We start from the raw sequence: 21,862 nt of genomic DNA, 5'->3' as shown, positions 1-21,862 counted from the left end.
GGCAGTTATCAGCTTCCTAAATGGTATAACGTTACCGTTACAGGCAACAATTTTTGCTAGGGGCCTGCTCAGTGTATAATCTTAAAGAGTAGTTCTTTGAGCAAATCGCCGTCGCCGGTATTGCCGGTACTGTCTACACCCTTGCTCTTCAGATCATACTCCCGAAGCAGCGAAATGACCTGGAAAACCTTGCCGCCGGGATAACTGCGTGCGGCCAGCTCATAGTCTTTTATAAAATACGGGCTAACACCAAGCTCCTTGGGCGCATCTGCTTTATTGAGCAGGTAGTGATATTTGAGGATTTTTGTAAAATAGCTGTTCAGATTAGCAAGCACCATGACCATCGGGTTCGCCTTGGGATTGGCAGCAAAATAACCGATAATCTGGTTGCATTTGACGACATCGCGTACGGCAAGTGCTTTTTGCAGTTCGAAAACGTTGTACTCTTTACTGATCCCGATGTTGCGCTGAATGTGATCGGAGGTGATTGTTACGCCTTTCCCAAGGTTCAGGAGCAGCTTATCGACCTCATTTGATATCTTGCTCAGATCGGTGCCCAGGTATTCGGCCATGAGCGCGGAAGCCTGCGGTTCGATCTTACAGCCTTTAGAAGCGATCAGCCCTTCGATCCAGGGCACCAGTTTATAGTCGCGCACCGGGTCTGACTGGAAAATCAGTCCGTTTTTATCGATCGCTTTGTAGATCTTTTTGCGTTTGTCGAAATTGGCATATTTATAAGCCAGGACCAGGATGGTGCTGGCCAGGGGCTTCTCGAAATACGCCAGCACAAATTCCTCGGCCTTGCTGTCAGACCATTTCAGCTCCTGGGCTTCTTTTACAATGACCACCTGATAATCAGACATCATAGGATACCTCTTGGCTGCGTTCAGCACAGTAGCCATGTCGGTATCTTTCCCGTACAGTACGGTCTGATTAAATCCCTTTTCAGCATCGCTCAGCACCTGCTGTTCGATATAGGTCGTCAGTTCATCTATATAATACGGCTCTTCGCCATGCAACAGGTAAACCGGCCGGAATTTCCGCGCTTTGAGTTCTTTGATAATTTCGGCAGCCGTCATTGACCGCAAAATTACGATATTGCGGCACCATTTACAGCAAAATTACCAACATGAAAGGTTGATGGAAAAGCAACCCCACCCGCATGGCATTTGAACCGATTCCTTTAAACCTGCCCCCCTACCCTTTCCGGATCACAGAAAAGGAGGGCGGCACGTATATATTTGACGAAATCCGGAAAAAACATCTTTTTCTGACACCCGAAGAATGGGTCAGGCAGCATTTTATACACTACCTGGTGCAGGGGCATGCCTTTCCCAAATCATTAATACGCATTGAAGGTGGCCTGCAGCTGCACCAGATGCAGAAACGCAGCGACCTATTGATTTATGACAGGGAGGGAAACAAAGCCGTACTGGTCGAGTGTAAAGCGCCGGCTGTTAAAATTGATCAGAAGGTTTTTGACCAGGCGGCCCGCTATAACCTGATTCATAAGGCGCGGTGGCTGGTGGTCACCAATGGCCTGAAGCATTACTATGCACGTATTGACCATGCTGCCGGTCTTTTTCAGTTCGTTGAAGAGTTACCCGACTATTTAGACTTATAGATGAAAGAAAGAATAAAAAGGGGTATCAGGATTTCGCGTTTTGTCCTCTACAAGGAAACGTTGATCGATTTCAGGGAACATACCTGGTCCTTTGCTGGGTCATTTGCCGCGATCGGCTGTATTGGGCTTCTGAACAAATTGAGCGTAAATTTACACGATTATGTGTTCCTGATCGGCTCGTTCGGCGCTTCGAGTGTACTGGTTTACGGAGCCATTCAAAGCCCGCTTGCCCAGCCGCGAAACCTTGTTGGCGGGCACGTGCTTTCAGCACTGATCGGCGTAACGGTTTATAAACTTTTTCCTGACCTGACCTGGCTGGCTGCGCCCCTGGCCGTTTCCTTGTCCATCGTGGGCATGCAAATGACACGCACCATGCATCCCCCGGGTGGCGCTACGGCGCTCATTGCAGTAGCAGGTTCAGCGCAGGTCAAAGCGCTTGGTTACCTGTACGTCTTAACCCCTGTATTTTCAGGCGCCATGATCCTGTTGCTCTTCGCGCTCGTGTTCAACAACCTGACCAGGCACCGGAGTTATCCGACCAGCAAGAAATTTACGCGCACCCTGAGAAAGATCAGGATGTACACCCGGCGTATAAAAAACAGGGCCTGACGCTAGAGCAGCGCCAGGTTTTCTTCTATGATCCTGATCTTAGCAAGGGCATCGGCCTGTTTATTGCGTTCATTTTGAACAACCTCCGGTTTGGCATTTTGCACAAACCGTTCATTGCCGAGTTTTGCTTCTACTGACTTCAGAAAGCCCTGCAGGTAAATAAGTTCGGCGTTCAGTCGCTCACGTTCTGCCTCTGAATCGATGTTTTCTTCCATGGGTATGAAAAACTCGTCGGTTCCGGCCCTGAAGTTCAGCGCACCCGGTATTTTATCGTTTACAAATTCAACCTGGGCAATGTTGGCCAGTTTGAACACGATATTCAGCCATTTCTCATAGTCCAGGCCTGAATTTACCTTAATGAGCAGCTGGAGTGCCTCTTTTGGCGAAAGCTGTTTCTGGTTGCGCACATTGCGGATCTCGGCAACAAGGCTCTTTACAGTTTCGGCCTCTTTAAGCAAGGCTGCGTCTGCCGGCGCTGATTTCGGATAACTGGCCACGATACAACACTCCATTTCTTCGCGCTGACCGAAAACCTCGTCGTGATACAGCTCTTCGGTCAGGAAAGGCATAAAGGGATGCAGCAGGCAAAGCAGCTTCTCAAAAAACCCAACTGTCGCAATGTAGCTTTGCCGGTCTATCGGCTGCTGATAGGCGGGTTTTACCATTTCCAGGTACCAGGCGCAAAAGTCGTCCCACACGAGTTTATAGGTAGCCATGAGCGCCTCAGAGAGTCGGTATTGCCTGAAATCATCTTCAATAGAGGCAAGTGCCTGGTTAAAACGGTTTTCAAACCACAATATCGCCTGCGTGTTTGGATTTTCAAGCTCATCATTCACTTCCCAGCCTTTAACCAGCCTGAAAGCATTCCAGATCTTGTTGGCAAAATTCCGGCCCTGTTCGCAGTAACTTTCGTCAAACATGAGGTCGTTTCCGGCCGGCGAGCACAGGAGCATGCCCACCCGGACGCCGTCTGCTCCATACTTTTCGATCAGGCCAATGGGATCAGGCGAATTGCCTAGCGATTTGGACATCTTGCGCCCGATCTTATCCCGTACAATTCCTGTTAGGTAAACGTTTGTAAAAGGCTTTTGCCCCCTGAACTCATGTCCGGCCATAATCATGCGCGCGACCCAGAAAAACAAGATCTCGGGAGCAGTAATCAGGTCGTTTGTCGGATAATAATAATTAATGTCAGGATTATCCGGGTTCTTGAAACCGTCAAAAACAGAGATCGGCCACAACCAGGAAGAGAACCAGGTGTCTAATACGTCGTCATCCTGCCGCACAAAGGCGGACAATTGCTGTTTGAACCCTTCTTTATCGGCCTCGGTTGCTTTATCAAGCTGTTTCTGGTTCCAGAAGGCTTCAAGCGCTTCTTCTTTGGTCCTGGCTACGACCCAGTTGCCCTGGTCATCATACCAGGCTGGGATACGCTGACCCCACCAGAGCTGCCGGCTAATGTTCCAGTCGCGCACATTCTCCATCCAGTGGCGGTAGGTATTAATAAACTTTTCGGGAATGAGTTTGATTTCCCCGTTCAGCACATCATCTAATGCAGGTTTGACCAGTTCTGACATTTTACAGAACCACTGAAGGCTGAGCCGCGGTTCAATGACCGCATCGGTCCGCTCAGAAAAACCAACCTGCGATTTATACTCTTCTACTTTCTCCAGGTGACCGGCCTCTTCAAGCATGGCAGCGATCTTTTTCCGGGCTGCGAACCGGTCTTCGCCAACAAGGATAACGGCAAGTTCATTGAGTGTACCGTTATCATTCAGAATGTCGATAACTGGCAGCTTGTGTTTAATGCCAAGTTCATAATCGTTCAAATCGTGGGCGGGCGTAACTTTCAGGCAGCCGGTACCAAACTCCATGTCCACGTATTCGTCTTCTATGATCGGAATTTCACGATTAATGAGCGGAATATGTGCTTTCTTACCGCGCAGCTGTGCGTATCGGGGATCATTGGGGTTGATACAGATCGCCGCATCGGCCATGATCGTTTCTGGCCGCGTCGTGGCTACGGTGAGTAAAGCAGACTCCATACCCTCACTCCTGACTTCATAGCGGATGTAATACAGCTTCTGGCTCACCTCTTTGCGGATCACCTCTTCATCAGAAACTGCTGTTTTACCCTGCGGGTCCCAGTTGATCATCCTCACGCCCCTGTAGATCCAGCCTTTTCTATACAGGTGTATAAATGAATCGATTACCGCTCCAGAAAGATCTTCTTCCATGGTAAAACGGGTGCGGTCCCAGTCGCAGCTCGCTCCAAGCTTTTTCAGCTGCTCCAGGATAATGCCCCCATACTTTTCCTTCCATTCCCAGGCGTGTTTAAGAAAGTCCTCCCGCGACAGGTCTTTTTTATCAATTCCCTGTTCTTTTAGCATGGCAACAACCTTTGCCTCGGTAGCAATCGATGCATGATCGGTTCCGGGCACCCAGCAGGCATTTTTGCCTTCCATACGCGCCTTCCTGATAAGTACATCCTGTATGGTATTGTTGAGCATATGTCCCATGTGCAATACGCCGGTTACATTCGGGGGCGGAATCACAATGGTGTATGGCTCGCGCGAATCGGGCTCAGAATGAAAGAATTTTTTTGCCAGCCAGTAGCTGTACCATTTATCTTCTGTTGACTGCGGATCGTATTTCGTGGAAATGCTCATTCGTTTTGATAAGATTTTGGGCGGTAAAAATACAGATTTAAGCTGAAAGGCTAAAGTCGGCAGTTGCGCGGTTTGCCCCCCATCTGCACACTGAGCGGGTATTTTTTTTCAGCGCGCACAATAAAAGATGTTAAAAAGTGTTAAATAGATAATAACTTATTAAGGATGAAAACTTTAAAGCATTTCTTGTTTTCCGGTGAGCTATGGAGGCGGTTGGGGGTAGACAGGCTGTACTATTGGTTCAACAGGTAATATTTATATTATCATCCGGATTTTCTATTGCCAAATTCATAAATTCAGCCTTTTATTTAGCTGAATTTTATGAACTATAAAAAATTAACCTGTCTGGCCTTTGCTGTGGGGATCCTGGCGGGCGGTGCAAAGGTATCGGCACAGGAACGCAAGTTTATTGACCCGGCCAACATGGATCTTTCTGTGAAACCGGGCGACGATTTTTACCGGTATGCAAGCGGCACCTGGGTTAAAAACAATCCTGTTCCCGCAAAAGAAACCCGCTGGGGAAGCTTCAATGAACTTCGCGATTTCAACATTAACGCGGTTCGTGGCCTTGTTGAAGACGCTGCGGCCGACAAAAAAGCACTGGCAGGATCGGTCAAAAGACGGGTCGGCGATTTTTACGCCGCTGCGATGGACAGCCTCACCATTGAAAAACTGGGTTATACACCCATCAAACCCGACCTGGCTCGGGTAGCACAGATCAAAGACATTCAGGGGGTGCTCAATGAGATCGCATTCATGCGCACTTCTGGCATCGGGGCGCCATTATTTGGTTTCGGCGTTGGGCAGGACCGCAAGAATGTGAACAAATACATGATCAACCTGGGCCAGGGCGGCACCACACTTGCCGACCGCGATTATTACCTGAAAGACGATGCGCGTTCAAAGGCCATCCGCGAGGCTTACGACAAATACATGGTTGCGCTGTTCACGCTGACCGGCAGCTCGCCAGAGGCGGCTGCAAAAAAAGCGGCGACCGTATTCAGCATTGAAAAACAACTTGCTGAAGCACAAATGAGCCGGGTGGAAATGCGCGATCCATACAAGACGTATAACAAATTTACGGTGGCCGCGTTCAGCAAGACCACGCCGAACATGGATTGGAGCAAATACCTGCTGCAATTCAAGGTGCCTGCGCAAGACAGTATCCTGGTGTCCTCGCCAGCGTTTTTCAGCACGGTCAATGCCATGCTGAAATCTGTACCGGTTGCAGACTGGAAGACCTACCTGGAATGGAACATCCTCAAAGGATCGGCTTCCAATCTGAGTTCCCCGTTCGTGAAGGCCTCATTTGAATATACCCGCGCGCAGACGGGCCAGCGTGTTCAGACACCGCGCTGGCAGCGCATGTCTCAACTTACCGATGGCGCCATCGGTGAACTGCTTGGCCAACTGTACGTGGCGAAATATTTCAAGCCGGAGGCCAAGGCCCGCATGGACGAACTGATCGCCAACCTGCGCAAAGCTTTTGAGATCAGGATCAAGGGCCTGGACTGGATGAGTCCTGAAACCAAAGAAAAGGCGCTGGCAAAACTTCATGCCTTCCGGCCTAAGGTTGGTTATCCTGAAAAGTGGAAAAACTACGAGGGACTGGTGATCAACCGGGCCACGTATTTCCAGAATTTACGCAACGTAGGTGCCTGGTCTTATAAAGAATCTGTGGCGCAGCTGGGCAAACCGGTAGACCGCAGCCGGTTCGGCATGACGCCTCCTACGGTAAACGCCTACTACAGTGCAACCATGAACGAGATTGTATTTCCTGCGGGTATTCTGCAGTTTCCGTTTTTTGATCCGAAGGCAGACGATGCCATCAACTACGGTGGCATCGGCGCCGTTATCGGCCATGAAATGTCGCACGGTTTTGATGACAGCGGAAGCCAGTATGATAAGGACGGAAACCTGAAAAACTGGTGGACAGCCGAAGACCGCAAGAAATTTGATGAAAAAGCAGCCGCACTCGGCAAGCAGTTTGACAGTTATACCGTGCTGGATACGATTCACGTAAACGGAAAACTGACCATGGGCGAAAACATTGGTGACCTGGGCGGCCTGAATGCAGCATATACTGCCTTCAAAATGACCAAACAGGGCCAGTCAAACGAAAAAATTGATGGCTTTACACCCGATCAGCGTTTTTTCCTGTCGTGGGCACAGGTTTGGCGGGGCAACATCCTGCCCGAAAGCGCCGCACAGCAGATCAAAACCGATCCGCACTCGCCAGGCGAATACCGCACCATTGGTGCACCTGTTAACATGGATGCCTGGTACGAAGCATTTGATGTAAAACCCGGGCAGAAACTCTATAAAAAACCCGAAGACCGCATCCGCATGTGGTAACAGCGATCCTCGCTACCCAGCGTGTAAAAGCTATAGGTATTTTGCCTGTAGCTTTTTTGTTAGTTTTGAAATGACAAGGCTTCGGCTGTTTGCAACGTGTGCCTTCAATTCTGCCTCGTTAAAAACCTCCAGGCTGTGTGCAAGGGCCCATTGGCGTTTTGCCGAATAAGGGGCCTGAGAAACGCCGGCGCGCTGAACCAGGATATCAAAAGCTTCCGGTTCGATCTTGAAACTGAAGGAATGCGGCGCCTGCAGGGAACACATTAAAAAAATCTTGTTTTCTACCAGAAAACACAAATGATCGCCCCATTTTACATCTTCGGTCGTACCAGGCAAGCTGAGGCAAAAGTCGCGGAAGGATTCGATGTCCATTTAAAAAATTTACAGCCTAAGATAGGCATTTCTGCCTTTGCAACATGACCTGGCCGTACCGCTTCAAAATTTTGGTGTAAGTTTGCTTCGATGAATATCCTGACTCCCACCGCCGACGGTTCGAACACCCTGTTCAATGAACAGGTAGGCGAGCACTACCATAGCAAGCATGGCGCCGTTCAGGAAAGTCGCCATGTGTTTATACGCGCAGGGCTGGAAGCTGCCATGCCTGGCAAACATCAGCTTGCTGTGTTTGAAGTGGGTTTTGGTACCGGTCTTAATTTCTTGCTCAGCCTGGACACCTGCCTTCGCGCCGGCGTTAGCCTGCATTATACCGCTGTCGAAGCTTTTCCGCTGTCATTCGAAACCATCGCAGACATCGGATACCGGCAATTTGTTATGCCCGCAGCCTGGCAAGCCTTTGAACAAAGCTATGGCCCTGCGCTGCAGGCTGCGCACGAACTGCCGCTGCATGGAAAGCTGGAGATCGCGACCGGCACGTTTCAGACTTATGGATCGGGCGGGCGTTTCGACGTATTGTATTACGACGCTTTTTCGGTCAGACACCAGCCGGAGATGTGGACAGACGAATTGATAACCCGTGCGGCTGCGCTATTGAAACCCGGTGGACTCTTTGTAACGTATGCGATAACCGGCAAGCTTAAACGCGCCCTGAAAGCCTGTGGCTGTACCATCGAAAAACTACCCGGCGCACCGGGGAAACGGGAAATGCTGCGCGCCACGCGACAGCCGGTAGCCGGCTAACCGAAACTTTACGTGCTGAAAAGAAACTGATCTGCGGCGCGCTTGTTTTCTAATAAATTACTACGCAATGGAAAAACGACAACTTGGCGGCTCTGACCTGTATGTCGCCCCGATTACTTTCGGTGGCAACGTATTCGGCTGGAGCATCGATGAAAAAACATCATTTGAAATACTTGACGGCTTTTTTGATGCCGGTTTTAACTTTATTGACACGGCAGATGTCTATTCCCGCTGGGCCGAAGGCAACCAGGGTGGCGAGTCTGAAACAATTATCGGCAACTGGATGAAAAGCCGGGGCAACCGCCACAAGGTGATCCTTGCCACAAAAGTTGGCGGCGACATGGGACAGGGTCAAAAAGACCTGTCGCGCGGCCACATTATTTCTGCAGTCGAAGCATCGTTGCAGCGGTTGCAGACAGACTACATCGACCTGTACCAAAGCCATTACGATGATCCCGAAACTCCTTTGTCGGAAACGATCACCGCATTTGATGAATTGGTCAGACAGGGAAAAGTACGCTGGATCGGCGCTTCAAACCATTCGGCCGAGCGCCTGAAAGCGGCCATTACCTTCAGCAAAGAAAACCACCTGGCCAAATACCAGACTTTTCAGCCCGAGTACAACTTGTTCTCGCGCGAAGGTTATGAAGCTGAACAGGAAAAAGTCTGTCTGGAAGAGGAACTTGGCGTGATCAATTATTATGCGTTAGCCAGCGGTTTCCTGACCGGCAAATACCGCAGTGAGACCGATCTGTCGCAAAGCCTTCGGGGCGGTGGCATTAAAAAATACCTGAACCACCGTGGCATGGAAATTTTAGAGGCACTTGATGAAGTGGCAGCCAGCCACGGCGTATCGCAGGCCAGTGTAGCGCTTGCCTGGCTCATCATGCGCCCCTCTGTCACGGCCCCGATCGCCAGCGTGACCAGCCTTGAGCAACTGCGGTCCTTTACTGATGCTGTTAGCATCCGGCTCAGTGCGGCTGAATTGGACAGGCTCAATAAAGCAAGCCTTTATTAGCGTTAAAGTACCGCAAAGCCTTGCCGGTTATCGTGGCAGGGCTTTTGTCTGTACATTGAACCTCGTAAACCATGATACAAAAAACCCTGGCGCTGCCCTTCCTGGCCAAATTGGCGCTTGCCCTTTTTTCAATTCTTACCCTCGGTTACCTGGCTATTCTGGGCCAGACCATCCTGGCACCGCTGTTTTTTTCAATATTGCTTTCGCTCATCCTGCTGCCCATGGCCGGCTTTCTGGAGCAGAAATGGAAATTCAAGCGCAGCCTGGCCTCGATCGTATCGGTCATCCTGATGATCTGCGCCATCTCGGGCATTCTGTATTTTTTCGCCACCCAGCTCGCCCAGCTCTGGCAGGACTGGCCACTGCTGAAGGGACAGGTTACCCATTCTTTCCATGAACTGCAGCAATGGATATCGAATACGTTTAATGTCGATACCAAAAAACAGCTTGCATACATCAATGACAGTGCAGAAAAAGCACTGGCAACGAGTGCCGCGGTGGTAGGGACCACCCTGCTTACGCTCTCTTCCACTTTCCTGTTTCTGGGTTTTACTCTGCTCTTTACTTTTTTTATCCTGAATTACCGCCGTATCCTCTATAATTTCCTGACTGCCGTTTTTAAAAAAGAGCATACCGGCACCGTGACGACCATTGTTTCGCAGATCCAGCTGATTATCAAAAAATACATTATCGGGCTATTTCTGCAAATGCTGATTGTTACTGTTTTAATGGTGGCCGTTTTGTCTCTGCTCGGTGTTAAGTATGCGGTACTGCTGGGGCTGGTTTCAGGGATCTTTAACGTGATTCCTTACCTGGGCATCCTGTTCGCCCTGCTCATCAGCGTGCTGATTACCTTTGCCACTGCCGGAGCGGCGAAAGTGCTGCTCGTCGTCATTGCATTTGTGGCCGTTCATGCCGTAGACGGAAATGTGCTCATGCCCCTGGTGGTAGGTTCGAAAGTCAAGATCAATGCGCTTTTTGCTTTTATCGGGATCATACTGGGCGAGATGGCCTGGGGCATTTCAGGTATGTTTCTCTGCATCCCTTTCCTGGCTGTACTTAAGATCATCTTTGATCATGTGGAGCCGCTACAGCCCTGGGGCCGGTTGCTTGGCGAAGAAGAAAAGCCCGGCCGCAAACGAAAGACCTACCGCATCACAAAAAAGATAAAACTCGAAGAGCGTGAATAGCGTTATTAGCCAAACCGTTTTATGAAACCATTTTATGTATTGATCGGCTCTTTTGTTGTCATCGTGCTGATCTCGAAATACGCTGACATTGAACAGCACCAGATTTTTGCCGGCAATGCATCCATGTCGATCATGCTGCTTTTTACCGCAATGGGGCACTTTAAATTCAAAAAAGGAATGGAGCTCATGATCCCGCCACGTATCCCGTTCAAAAGACAACTGGTATCGCTTACCGGCGTATTCGAAATCCTGGCTGCAATTGGTCTGAGCTTCGAGCAAACGCGCTTTGCAACTGCGTTGCTGCTCATCTTCTTTTTCCTGGCAGTACTGCCAGCCAACGTATACACCTCAAGGCGCCGCATCAATTACGAAAAAGGCGATAACAGCGGGCCGGGCCCGAATTATTTATGGTTCAGGCTCCCTTTTCAGTTTTTTTTGATCGCCTGGGTTTGGTATTTTAGCATCCACTCTTATTCTACACTATAAACCCGTCCTGGCCGCTGCCAGCAGATAAAACATGCCCAACAACCCGATACCCGCTCCGGGAGCCGATCCATCAGCCGCATTCCTGCGGTTACTTGAAGTACTCAATACGCTGCGCGCAGAGTGCCCCTGGGACAAGAAACAAACTATGGAAAGCCTCAGACACCTGACAATTGAGGAGACCTATGAGCTTTCTGACGCCATTCTTGAACAGGACACCGATGAAGTAAAAAAAGAACTCGGCGACCTGATGATGCACCTGGTTTTTTATGCCCGGATCGCCGAAGAGCAGCAGCAGTTTGACATTACGCAGGTGCTGAACGGTGTGTGCGAGAAACTCGTGAACCGGCATCCGCACATCTACGGCGACACCGAAGTGCAGACCGAGGAAGATGTAAAACGAAACTGGGAGCAGATCAAGCTCCGCGAAGGTAATACATCGGTGCTGGGCGGTGTTCCGGCGTCCCTGCCGGCGCTGGTCAAGGCCAGCCGGATCCAGGAAAAAGCCCGCGGTGTAGGTTTTGACTGGGACAACAGGCAGCAGGTTTGGGAAAAAGTGGAGGAAGAACTGCAGGAATTCAAAAACGAATTTAATACGGATGGTGGTATTCCTGACCAGGACCGGGCAGAATCAGAGTTTGGCGACTTGCTCTTCTCGCTGATCAACTACGCGCGGTTCGTCAACATCAATCCCGAAAACGCACTGGAAAAGACCAATAAAAAGTTTATTAAACGTTTTCAGCATCTCGAGCAGCGGGCCGCAGAAAAAGGCAAAAGCCTTAGCGAAATGACCCTGGCAGAGATGGATGTTTACTGGAACGAGGCCAAGGGCTAAGTCTTATGCTGCAACATGAATCGCTTGCTTACTTGAACCTGATGGCCTTCAGCGGTGAAACACGGCTCACATACATGGCGGGAACGATCAGCACGATCAGACTGATCACAACCGTTGCCAGATTAAGCAGCAGTACATCTGTAAAATGCACCTCGACGGGGACATAGTTGAGAAAATAAGAGGTCTGGTTCAACTGAAAAAACTGTGTCTGAAGTTGAATAAAAGCCAGGCCGAGACCGAGGATGTTCCCGAGCACAAGCCCGATAAGCACCAGGTATGCAGCGTTGTACAAAAAGATCTTCATGATCGTATAATCTGTTGCACCCATCGATTTTAGCAGGCCGATCATATTGGCACGCTCCAGAATCATGATCAGCAGTGCGGTGATCATATTAATTACGCCCACGATCATCATCAGCACGAGCAGCACCTTTGTGTTTACATCGAGCAGGTCCAGCCAATTGAAAATGCCCGGGTAAACCCTGCTGAGCGGGTAAGACCGCAGGTTCTTGTCAATACGTTCATATACTCGGTCTGAAACCGGTGCCAGCTGCGCAAAATCTTTAAGACGAATCTCTATCCCTCCCACCTGCCCCGGCAACCAGTTGTTGAGCCGCTGTACCAGGCTGATGCTGCCCAGCACAAAACCCTTATCGATATTTTCAATACCAACATTATAGATGCCTACGATTTCGAACTTACGCCGCCTCGGTGGGTCTTGCACGAAGTAAATAATGAATTCATCGCCGGCCTTAAGTTTTAATCGGTTTGCCGTGAAACTGGAGATCATAATTTCACGGTTGGCCTTTATACTATCCCTGAAATCGATGCAGCGTCCTGAAACCAGGTGTTTCTTTATAAAATCGAACCGGTAATCTTTACCGACACCTTTAAAATTGATGCCTTCTATTTCGTTATTGGCAGAAATGATGGCGGGTTTTGTAGCAAAGTATTGGAAATAATCGATCCGGTTGTTGCTGCGCAGGTACTGCAGCGTCGAATCGTCGGGCAGGAACGGCGAGTTTTCGTAAGATCCGTTCATGTCATACTTAAAGATCTGTATATCGCCGATGTATCCCCGCACCTTTTCGCGGATCTCGGTTTTAAATCCCTTAATGACTGAAACAGACAGGATCATTACCGCAAGACTCAGCATCACGCCGGCAATGGCAATACGCACGATCAGTTTGGAAAAGGTGCGCTGCGATTTGACGGCCATCCGCCTGGCAATAAAATATGCGAAGTTCAAAATAAGGTTGTATATGGTGGTGGCAAAAATGCTTAATTGATTCGATATCCGGGCAATTTTAGTTCCAAATCCTGTAACCGCTGCTGTGCGGCAGCAAACATTCCCAAGCCTGGTATGTTATCAGATAGGTCCTGTTCATGGGCTTAAACAATCAGTTTATATGAATAAAGAAGCAAAAAAAACTACTGATAAACCGGGCAGTAACTTCGAGGAGATCGTTCCCGAAGGCAAAGTAGACAAGGGAGACAAAGTCGTCAAAAAACCCGAAGACAAGGATTATGATGGCAAGGAACCGAAGTTCGACAGCTCAGCAAAATCGCACGAACGTGGCGAACAGCCGGTAGATCCCATTAAAAAGGCGCCCAAAAAGCCATAGCCTTCGGGCGCCTTTTTCACTACCGTTCAAAGGGAGCTCGGTCTGCTCGTTCAAGGCCCTACTTTTTCTTGGTTACCTTTACCTCTTTTGCGCTTTTTGCCGTCTTGGCATCTTTTTCCGTTTTTGCACCACGGGCTTTGCCGCCCGTATCATCATGAGCTTTCTCCTGCTCCTTGGGTGTCGTATTTGCGTTTTTTGCCATAGCTGATCAATGTTATATGTAATCAAACAGACGGCACCCGCTGGGGTTTTAGGAATCTTTATTTGATTTGAATGTTTTCAACGCCTTTTGCAGGTTATTTTTTGTCTTGAGTATATCTTTCCAAAGGTCACCTTTCTTTTCCAGCCGCCCGGCCATGTTGTGAATGGTATAAGAACGAAGGTCAAGCTCATCGTTTACTTCATCCCATTCAAGCGGCGCAGAAACGGTAGCGTTGGGTTTCGGTCGGGCCGAATAGGGCGCCGCAATGGTTTGTCCCCGCCTGTTTTGCAGGTAGTCGAGGTAAATCTTGTTTTTGCGCTTCGACGGACTTCTCTCCAGGCTGGTCGTGTCTGGATGCGCTTCCAGTACCTGCGTAGCCAGGTAATGGACAAAGTCTTTACTGTGGTCATAGGTATAGCCGGCCTTAAGCGGAATAAAAATGTGCAGGCCCTTGGAGCCGGAGGTCTTGATAAAAGCAGTGATGCCCATTTGCTGCAGAATGCGGTGGGCCGTCTGGGCTACCCGCACCGCCTCTATAAATTCAATGTCGTGCGGATCGATGTCAAACACGGCAAACAGCGGCTCTTCCGGTTTTTTATGTGTGCTTAACCAGGGGTTGATCTCGATACAGCCGAGGTTGACCATCCAGAGCAGTGTGACCTCATCATTGCAGATCAGGTAATCAACATCTTTGCCGGTACTCTCTGAAAACATCGGGGCATACTTGATCCATTTCGGTATCGTTTCTGTATCCAGGTCTTTTTGAAAAAAACCCGGTGCGGCAATGCCGTTCGGGTGCCGGTTGAGCGACAAGGGTTTGTCTTTCAGATACGGAAGTATCTGGCCGGCAACTGAGCGATAGTAATTAAGTAGCTCTCCCTTTGTGATCTTTTCCTTTGGCCAGTATATTTTCTGGAGATTGGTGAGTTTGACGGTTTTCGCGCCAAATTTCAGGCTCTCTTCCTGTGTCGGTTCTTTCTTTGCCATTTTCTCATTTGGTTTATCCTGATCAGATGCATACTCAGGTTTCACTTCTTCGGGGTGTTTGTCGGCGCGCAATCCCTTGAATACAGGATGCCGCAGGTGGGCGTCTTCGGTCCACTCGCTAAAGGTCACCTCACACACAAGCTTGGGCTTAAGCCAGGTTATTTTACGTTCCATGGGTACCTTTTCACGCAAAGGCTTGGTCTTTTGCTCGATCTCCTGCATTTGTTCATACAGTTCCTTGAGCAGCTTGTCGCTGAAACCGCTGCCGCAATTACCGATATATACAAGTTTTCCATCTTTGTGCATTCCTAAAACCAGCGACCTGAAAAATTTTCTGCCCCCATCCGGCTGGGTATAGCCGATAATGACAGCTTCCTGGGCCTGGCTTAACTTGACCTTCATCCAGCTTTCACTGCGTCTGCCCAAACGGTAAGGTTCGTCGCGCTTGGCCATGATTCCTTCCCAGTTTTCTTTTGCGGCCTGTTCAAAAAGTTGGCTTCCGTTTTCCGAATGCCCGCTGAACTGCACATTTTTCGCTTTGACTTTGCCGAGCAGGGCTTTCAGTAATTGCTTTCTTTTCAACAACGGAAGCCCGGTCAGGTCATGACCGTTCAGGTAAAGCAGGTCAAAGGCATAATAACAGAGAGTGGTCTTACTTTCTGCGGCATTATAATTCTGCAGGGCCTGGAAGCGGCTCACACCGCTGGTATCTTCTGCCACGATCTCGCCGTCTATCAGCGCTTCGGCATCCAGCTTGCGCAGGGATTTGGCAACAGCCTCGTACATGCCCGTATAATCCTGCCCTTTTCGCGATATCAGTTGAACATTGCCTTGGCGAACCGCAGCGCCAATGCGATAGCCATCATATTTTTTTTCAAAAACAAGACCGGTCTCATCAGGCAAACCGTCAATCAATGTAGCAAGCATGGGTTTATATGCCGGGAACTCCTCTGAATCGGGCTGCGTGGAGGCGGGTGCAGGTTTCGACGGCCGTTTCCTGGTTTCTTTTTCAGCTTTACCAGCCTTCTCTTTGAATGCAATGCCTGCTTTTTTAACCGCTGCACGTACATGGTCTTCTGCATCATATTCGGCATCGGTGGCAAACTTGTCCCGGTGTTTAATGAGCAGCCAGGCATTGTCCTGTTCGCCTTCACGCGCATGGATCTTCACGAGGGCAAACTCACCTTTCATCTTCTTGCCGCTGAGGCTGAATTTCAGGTTGCCTTCCTTTAGTCCTTTTCTGAGGCTTTTGATGTCTGAATCGAGTGCCTTATAAGTCCCGCTATCAAAAATGCTAACCGTCCCGCCACCATAATGCCCCATGGGAATGGTGCCTTCAAAGGTGCGGTAATCATAAGGATGGTCCTCAACCATCATGGCCAGCCGTTTGTCTTTCGGATTGAGCGAAGGGCCTTTCGGTACCGCCCAGCTTTTCAGTACGCCATCCAGCTCCAGCCTGAAATCATAATGAAGCCGGCTGGCATGGTGGCGTTGAATAACGAAACGCAGGGTCTTGTTGTCTGACTTACCTGCTTTGGGTTCGGCGGTCTTGGTAAAATCCCGCTTTTTATGATATTCTTTCAGGGCCATATTACGATTATATTAAGCCTGTTTTTTCGAACCCAGGCTCTGCATGAGTTGATCGTAAAGATCGTCGCTCACCTCTTTTTTCGGTTTCATCTTTTTAACGGTGGCACGTTTGCCTTTGGCTTTTGCACGAATAATTTTCATCAGCTCACGGCTGTATTCATCCTTGAATTCGGAGATATCAAACTTATCGGTATACTGTTTGATCAGCGCCATACCCATGTCCAGTTCCTTTTTGCTGATCTTAACCTCTGGGACCTTCACTTCAGCGGTATCACGCACTTCTTCCTGGAAACGGATTTTAGTGATGACGATTACCCCATCAAGCGGGTGAATGACGCAAAGGTTCTCAGTTTTACGGAAAACGAAACGCGCAACTCCCGCCTTTTTTGATTTGACAAGCGATTGCAGAAGCAGGGCGTAGGCCTTTTTTCCCTGGGCCTCGGGCTCGGCATAATAACTGGTTTCGTAAAAAATGGGATTGATGGCCGAGAGCTCTACAAAATTTTCCAGTTCGATAACGCGGGTCTTTTCAGGTGCCGCCTCTTCAAAGTCATGTTCGTCCAGAACGACCCACTTGTCGTTAAGCTTATAGCCGCGCACAATCTGATCGTACCCAACCTCTTTATGGCTTTTCTCGTTGACCCGCTGGTACCTGATCTTCTCGTGATCTTTTTCATCCAGCATGGTCAGATCCAGGTTGCTGTTCTGCACGCCTGAGTATAATTTAATGGGAATGTTAACAAGGCCGAAGCCGATAGCCCCTTTCCAGATCGATCTCATAGTTCTGCCGTTTACATGAACAACAGGCCGGTGAGTTGATTGTTTTAACGGTCGTGCAGGCGCGGGCCACTCGTCGCCGCGCCAGATCGGTTCTGGTCGCGCTGTGCCCGCAAAACTTGCGGCTCGTTTCCCGCTAACCGGCAGTCGCGGTTCAGCAGATCACCGTGCTCTGCGTTTGAAAATGACCACACTCAGGGCCGGAAGATCCGTTTGAATGGAAAAGCCTGTCTCGGCAGTACCGGCGGCCACGACACCCTGCGGATTGACGTAACCGCTGCCATAATATATCGTGTCGTCAGAGTTGAACAGTTCGGCCCACCTGCCGCCCGCATGTACCGGTATCCTGTAGCCTTGCCTGACCACAGGCGTAAGGTTCAGCGCTATAACAAGGGTATCTGATTCTTTCTTGCCCTTGCGTTTGTACACGTAAACCGACTCATTGGCATTGTCGGCATCGATCCACTCGAAGCCTTCGTAACTAAAGTTGAAGTGGTGCAGCGCAGACTCCTTTCGGTACAGCTCGTTGAGCTTTCTGACCGTCTCCTGCATCCCCCTGTGCGCAGGAAACTCGAGCAGGTGCCAGTCAAGAGATTCACGAAATCGCCATTCCTTTGTTTGACCAAACTCATCACCCATAAATAACAGTTTTGTTCCCGGATGGGTGAACAAGTATCCGTAAAGGGTACGTAGATTGGCAAATTTCTGCCACTCATCACCCGGCATTTTATACACCATAGGCGACTTGCCGTGCACCACCTCATCGTGCGAAAACGGCAGCATGAAATTTTCTGTAAAAGCGTAGGTAATGCTAAAGGTCAGTTTATGGTGGTGGTGTTTCCGGGCCAACGGGTCGAGCTTGAAATACGCAAGCGTATCGTTCATCCAGCCCATCATCCATTTCATACCAAAACCGAGACCGCCGCTGTGCACCGGGTGGGTTACACCCGGGTAAGTACTGCTTTCTTCAGCAATGGTATGCACGCCTTTAAAGTTTCCGTATACCGCGATGTTCAGGTCTTTCAGGAACTGGATGGCACCAAGGTTTTCGCGGCCACCATGATCATTAAAGGCGGCTTCATCGGCCGTTCTTGAAAAGTCGTAGTAAAGCATGGATGCAACGGCATCTACGCGCAGGCCGTCGGCATGGTATTGTTCCAGCCAGAACAGGGCATTGCTGATCAGGAACGAGCGGACCTCGTTTTTATCATAATTGAAAATATAGCTTTTCCAGTCGGGGTGAAAGCCCTTGCGCATATCTGCATGCTCGTACAAATGCGTCCCGTCAAACTCGTACAAGCCATGGGCATCGCCCGGAAAGTGCGATGGCACCCAGTCCAGAATTACACCAATGTTGTTCTTGTGCAGCTCGTCGATCAGGTACATAAGATCTTGCGGTGTGCCGTAACGGGAACTGGCGCCAAAATACCCTGTAATCTGGTAACCCCATGAAGGGATATAGGGAAACTCCATGACCGGCATCAGTTCGACATGCGTAAAATTCATTTCAAGCAGGTAAGGAATCAGCGCGGCTGCCGTTTCACGGCAGGTCAGAATACGCTTTGGCTCGGCAGGGTCGCGCCGCCATGAACCCAGGTGCACTTCGTAAACTGACATGGGGTCATGCAGCAGGCTGGTTTTGGCCCGTTTGCTGATCCATTTCTTGTCGCTCCAGGCATATGCCGTATCCCAAATCATCGAGGCTGTGCGAGGCGGCGTTTCCCATCGGCGGGCATAAGGATCCCCTTTCTCGATCTCCTGACCATGGTACCCGAGTATAAAGTATTTATACAGGTCGCCTTTGCCGGCGCCGGGAATAAACCCCTCCCAGATTCCTGAGGTGTCTGCCCGCCTGCTGAGCGGATGCCCGGAACGGCTCCATGCATTAAAATCGCCCATAACATGCACTTCGCGGGCATTGGGGGCCCAAACGGCAAAATGAGTACCGCTTACACCATTCAGTACCAGCGGGTGCGAACCCATTTTCTCATACATCCTGAAATGCTGCCCGCCTACGAACAAAAAGATGTCATAATCGGTCAAAAGGCTGTGTGCCCAAACCGGACCGGTTTGTTCGTCAGGACCGGCCTTAGCCGGGATTGCTTTTTTTGCAGGCATGCTGTTTTCTTAAGTATTCAGTTTAGGAGGCAATGATCTGTAACCGTGAAAAGTTCCGGTTTGTTTTAAAACGCAGGCAGTTCTTTTCGTCCATGCTGAATTCCGGTACTTCACGGTCATCGACCAGTATTTTCCCAATGGTAAACGGAAGGCCGATGACCCTCAGGTCGTAAAGTTCGTACATGGATGTATACAGACCTTCTACCGCCTGTTCAATATACAGGTTGCGGTCGTCGCCCCGTACATTGTATTTTTTTTCCAGGTAAATATCCTGCTCGAAGGCAAAGGTATCGCCATGGTCCTCGTACAGGAAGGAATTTACCTCATAATCTGCATAATAAACGTTCAGCAACAGCTCATCGACATTTTTCTCGCCCACATACTGCATAACCGGATATTCCGGAATGACCGAGCCGGCACGGGCAAACAGCGGCATATCTTCTAGCCTGGCCTCGATGTTGTATTCGGCGCCGCCCTGCAACAGTTCGTTTGTCCAGAAGTTGTACCACTGCCCTTTCGGCAGGTAAACCTGCCGTGCGGTGGCACCTTGTTCCAGTACCGGACAGACCAGTATCTTGTCCCCGAAGGTAAACTCATCCTGCCTGTAGTGGTTACTGATGTTTTCCTGCTCGAGCATGACCAGCGGCCGCAAAATCGGGAAGCCATAACGGTGGTGCTCCCAGAACACTGAATACAGGTATGGCATGAGGCGGTACCGCAGCTCAATGAACTTGCGGTTAATTGATTCGAAGGGCTCGCCGAAACTCCAGGGCTCCCGCTCGCGGGTATCACCAGCCGAGTGTGCACGCATGAAAGGAGAGAATACCCCCATCTGGATCCACCGGGTAAACAGTTCGCCATCTGGCTCCCCGCTGAAACCGCCAATGTCGGTACCTGCGAACGGAATACCCGATACTGAAAGCCGCTGGCACTGAATGTTGCCGATTTTCAGGTGCTCCCAGCTGGCCACGTTGTCGCCGGTCCATACACAGGCGTAACGCTGTACACCAGAATAACCGGCCCGAGTAATGGTAAACGGCCTTTTGTTGCGTTGCAGTTTGCGCAGGCCATCGTAAGTTGAGCGTACCATCTGCATGCCGTAAACGTTATGCGCCTTGCGGTGCGAGCCACGGTATCCTTCGTAATTATGCCTCACATCATTCGGGAAAGTCCCTGAACCGAAAACTGCGGGTTCATTCATGTCGTTCCAGAAGCCGGCTACGCCCATTTCAACAAGCTCCTTGTACAGGCCGCCGAACCAGGTGCGCACTTTTGGATTCGTAAAATCAGGGAACTGGCAGCGACCCGGCCAAACATGCCCTTCCATGTAATAATCGTCGCTGCGGCGGCAAAAGTAGCGTTTTTCCTTGCCCTCCTTAAAGACCCAGTAATTGTCGTCTACTTTAATGCCCGGATCGATCATGACAACAGTTTTAAATCCCTGGTCGCTCAGTTCCTTAATCATCTTTTTGGGATCAGGAAAATACTTTTTGTTCCAGGTGAAACAGCGGTAGCCATCCATGTAGTCGATGTCGAGGTAAATCGCATCGCATGGAATGCGGCGTTCGCGAAAGTTGCGTGCAATGTCTCGCACTTTGGTTTCCGGGTAATAGCTCCACCGGCACTGGTGGTAACCGAGCGCCCAGCGGGGCGGCAGCTGGTGCGTACCAGTCAGGCTATGGTAGCGCTTAACCACATCCATCATGTGCGGGCCGTGTATATAATAGTATTGCAGCTCACCGCCGTCAGCCCAGAAGCTGGTCTTGCTCTCGTCTTCCTTCCCAAAGTCAAAATAGGAGCGGAAGGTATTGTCGAAAAAGATGCCGTAGGCTGCAGCACCATGAATGCCTATATAAAACGGAACGGTGCGGTACAGTGGGTCGCGATCCCAGCCGTAAGAATATGCGTCGGTATTCCAGTTCTGGAAACGGCGTCCACGCAGGTTAAAATTACCAGACTTATCACCCAGTCCGAAGAAATTTTCTTCAGCATTGCATTTTTTCGTTGCGAAGACATAATAGCCCCCAAATTCGGCATTCTCTTCCCAGTGCATCGGCGAAGCATCTTCGCTCATTACCTGGCTGGTTACATTATCCGCAAACGAAATATGAAAGTTTTCTTTGCTTACAAAACAGGTAACGGTATTGGTGGCAATGGCGTAACGCTCCCGGTCTTCTGACATCCTGAAAACCGTTACCTTTTGGTCAACTTCAGGCACGGCATAAGAGAAATCATCAAGAAAAACACCGTGAGGCGCAAGGCGCACACGGATAATCTCATCGCTCACTATACGAACCTCCACTTTGGCATCACCGTCTGAAAAATAAAAACGATTGCCCTCTTTCCTTACCGACCGGATGTTACCGAGGTATTGTTTCTCGATCGGTTTAATATCTGTTACCGGGTTATTCAGGTGCTGAACTATCTCTTCTGCTAAATTTTCCTGCGTTGCTTCGCTGCTCATTTCGCGGTCATTCCCGGTCTGCTCTTCCATATTATTCATTCTTAAAAAACTGTACTTCGTGTAAAAATAACACATAGCGGAAAATGGACAGTCCTTCTCCCGCACCGAATATAGATAATCTGCTACTCAACTCCAATGTAAGCAGGTTTTATGCCGGTTTATAATTCTTTTGTCCGGTT

Annotated in this window: 18 protein-coding genes; 9 read left to right on the top strand and 9 right to left on the bottom strand. The window is 49.7% G+C overall.

All coding sequences use genetic code 11. From position 1 onward, the window contains the following. Nucleotides 1-68: 68 nt before the first annotated feature. Nucleotides 69-1,079 (bottom strand): DNA polymerase III subunit delta, encoded by a 1,011-nt coding sequence (holA, locus tag C7T94_RS17165; protein WP_107216958.1) that lies wholly within the window; start codon nucleotides 1,077-1,079, stop codon nucleotides 69-71. Between the two features lie 83 nt (nucleotides 1,080-1,162). Here holA and C7T94_RS17160 point away from each other — a divergent pair, with 83 nt between their 5' ends. Continuing rightward, on the top strand, nucleotides 1,163-1,624 hold the full coding sequence (locus C7T94_RS17160; protein ID WP_107216956.1) for a type I restriction enzyme HsdR N-terminal domain-containing protein: 462 nt from the start codon (nucleotides 1,163-1,165) through the stop codon (nucleotides 1,622-1,624). Then, the gene (locus tag C7T94_RS17155) at nucleotides 1,625-2,233 is read left to right on the top strand and encodes an HPP family protein (protein ID WP_107216954.1); all 609 of its coding nucleotides are present in this window, start codon (nucleotides 1,625-1,627) and stop codon (nucleotides 2,231-2,233) included. It abuts the gene before it with no gap. A 2-nt stretch (nucleotides 2,234-2,235) separates the two neighbouring features. Here the strand turns inward: C7T94_RS17155 and C7T94_RS17150 are convergent, their stop codons facing one another. After that, complete coding sequence (locus C7T94_RS17150) at nucleotides 2,236-4,902, bottom strand: valine--tRNA ligase (RefSeq protein ID WP_107216952.1); 2,667 nt, start codon at nucleotides 4,900-4,902, stop codon at nucleotides 2,236-2,238. Between the two features lie 321 nt (nucleotides 4,903-5,223). On the opposite strand from C7T94_RS17150, the gene C7T94_RS17145 reads away from it, so the two are divergent. Further along, nucleotides 5,224-7,257: a M13 family metallopeptidase gene (locus C7T94_RS17145; protein WP_107216950.1), complete on the top strand. Its 2,034-nt coding sequence runs from the start codon at nucleotides 5,224-5,226 to the stop codon at nucleotides 7,255-7,257. Nucleotides 7,258-7,287: 30 nt separating this feature from the next. Here the strand turns inward: C7T94_RS17145 and C7T94_RS17140 are convergent, their stop codons facing one another. Continuing rightward, on the bottom strand, nucleotides 7,288-7,629 hold the full coding sequence (locus C7T94_RS17140; protein ID WP_107216947.1) for an MmcQ/YjbR family DNA-binding protein: 342 nt from the start codon (nucleotides 7,627-7,629) through the stop codon (nucleotides 7,288-7,290). A gap of 90 nt (nucleotides 7,630-7,719) precedes the next feature. Here C7T94_RS17140 and mnmD point away from each other — a divergent pair, with 90 nt between their 5' ends. The 5 genes from mnmD to mazG all read left to right on the top strand — a co-directional run bounded on the left by mnmD (nucleotide 7,720) and on the right by mazG (nucleotide 11,920). Then, nucleotides 7,720-8,394: a tRNA (5-methylaminomethyl-2-thiouridine)(34)-methyltransferase MnmC2 gene (mnmD, locus tag C7T94_RS17135; protein ID WP_107216945.1), complete on the top strand. Its 675-nt coding sequence runs from the start codon at nucleotides 7,720-7,722 to the stop codon at nucleotides 8,392-8,394. Between the two features lie 67 nt (nucleotides 8,395-8,461). Beyond that, complete coding sequence (locus tag C7T94_RS17130; protein WP_107216943.1) at nucleotides 8,462-9,412, top strand: aldo/keto reductase; 951 nt, start codon at nucleotides 8,462-8,464, stop codon at nucleotides 9,410-9,412. 71 nt (nucleotides 9,413-9,483) lie between these two features. Continuing rightward, nucleotides 9,484-10,602, top strand: a complete 1,119-nt coding sequence (locus C7T94_RS17125) for an AI-2E family transporter (protein WP_107216941.1) — start codon at nucleotides 9,484-9,486, stop codon at nucleotides 10,600-10,602. A gap of 21 nt (nucleotides 10,603-10,623) precedes the next feature. Further along, nucleotides 10,624-11,088, top strand: a complete 465-nt coding sequence (locus C7T94_RS17120) for a DoxX family protein (RefSeq protein WP_107216939.1) — start codon at nucleotides 10,624-10,626, stop codon at nucleotides 11,086-11,088. 31 nt (nucleotides 11,089-11,119) lie between these two features. Further along, nucleotides 11,120-11,920 carry a nucleoside triphosphate pyrophosphohydrolase gene (gene mazG, locus C7T94_RS17115; RefSeq protein ID WP_107216937.1) on the top strand — a complete coding sequence of 267 codons (801 nt, stop codon included), beginning with the start codon at nucleotides 11,120-11,122 and terminating at the stop codon, nucleotides 11,918-11,920. Between the two features lie 28 nt (nucleotides 11,921-11,948). Here the strand turns inward: mazG and C7T94_RS17110 are convergent, their stop codons facing one another. After that, nucleotides 11,949-13,169 (bottom strand): ABC transporter permease, encoded by a 1,221-nt coding sequence (locus C7T94_RS17110; RefSeq protein ID WP_107216935.1) that lies wholly within the window; start codon nucleotides 13,167-13,169, stop codon nucleotides 11,949-11,951. 160 nt (nucleotides 13,170-13,329) lie between these two features. Between C7T94_RS17110 and C7T94_RS17105 the strand changes: the two genes are divergently transcribed. Further along, nucleotides 13,330-13,545 carry a hypothetical protein gene (locus C7T94_RS17105; RefSeq protein ID WP_107216933.1) on the top strand — a complete coding sequence of 72 codons (216 nt, stop codon included), beginning with the start codon at nucleotides 13,330-13,332 and terminating at the stop codon, nucleotides 13,543-13,545. 58 nt (nucleotides 13,546-13,603) lie between these two features. On the opposite strand, the gene C7T94_RS19440 is transcribed toward C7T94_RS17105, so the two are convergent. The 5 genes from C7T94_RS19440 to C7T94_RS17085 all read right to left on the bottom strand — a co-directional run bounded on the left by C7T94_RS19440 (nucleotide 13,604) and on the right by C7T94_RS17085 (nucleotide 21,713). Further along, the gene (locus C7T94_RS19440) at nucleotides 13,604-13,747 is read right to left on the bottom strand and encodes a hypothetical protein (protein WP_162618749.1); all 144 of its coding nucleotides are present in this window, start codon (nucleotides 13,745-13,747) and stop codon (nucleotides 13,604-13,606) included. Between the two features lie 48 nt (nucleotides 13,748-13,795). Further along, the gene (ligD, locus tag C7T94_RS17100) at nucleotides 13,796-16,324 is read right to left on the bottom strand and encodes a DNA ligase D (RefSeq protein WP_107216931.1); all 2,529 of its coding nucleotides are present in this window, start codon (nucleotides 16,322-16,324) and stop codon (nucleotides 13,796-13,798) included. A 12-nt stretch (nucleotides 16,325-16,336) separates the two neighbouring features. Next, nucleotides 16,337-17,104 carry a non-homologous end joining protein Ku gene (gene ku, locus C7T94_RS17095; RefSeq protein ID WP_107216929.1) on the bottom strand — a complete coding sequence of 256 codons (768 nt, stop codon included), beginning with the start codon at nucleotides 17,102-17,104 and terminating at the stop codon, nucleotides 16,337-16,339. A 159-nt stretch (nucleotides 17,105-17,263) separates the two neighbouring features. Further along, nucleotides 17,264-19,219, bottom strand: a complete 1,956-nt coding sequence (gene glgB / locus C7T94_RS17090) for a 1,4-alpha-glucan branching protein GlgB (RefSeq protein WP_107216927.1) — start codon at nucleotides 19,217-19,219, stop codon at nucleotides 17,264-17,266. A 22-nt stretch (nucleotides 19,220-19,241) separates the two neighbouring features. Next, complete coding sequence (locus tag C7T94_RS17085) at nucleotides 19,242-21,713, bottom strand: glycoside hydrolase family 31 protein (RefSeq protein ID WP_107216925.1); 2,472 nt, start codon at nucleotides 21,711-21,713, stop codon at nucleotides 19,242-19,244. Nucleotides 21,714-21,862: the final 149 nt, after the last annotated feature.

The sequence above is a fragment of the Pedobacter yulinensis genome, assembly GCF_003029735.1.
Lineage (GTDB): Bacteria > Bacteroidota > Bacteroidia > Sphingobacteriales > Sphingobacteriaceae > Pedobacter > Pedobacter yulinensis.
This window is presented reverse-complemented; position numbering and strand designations above follow the sequence as displayed.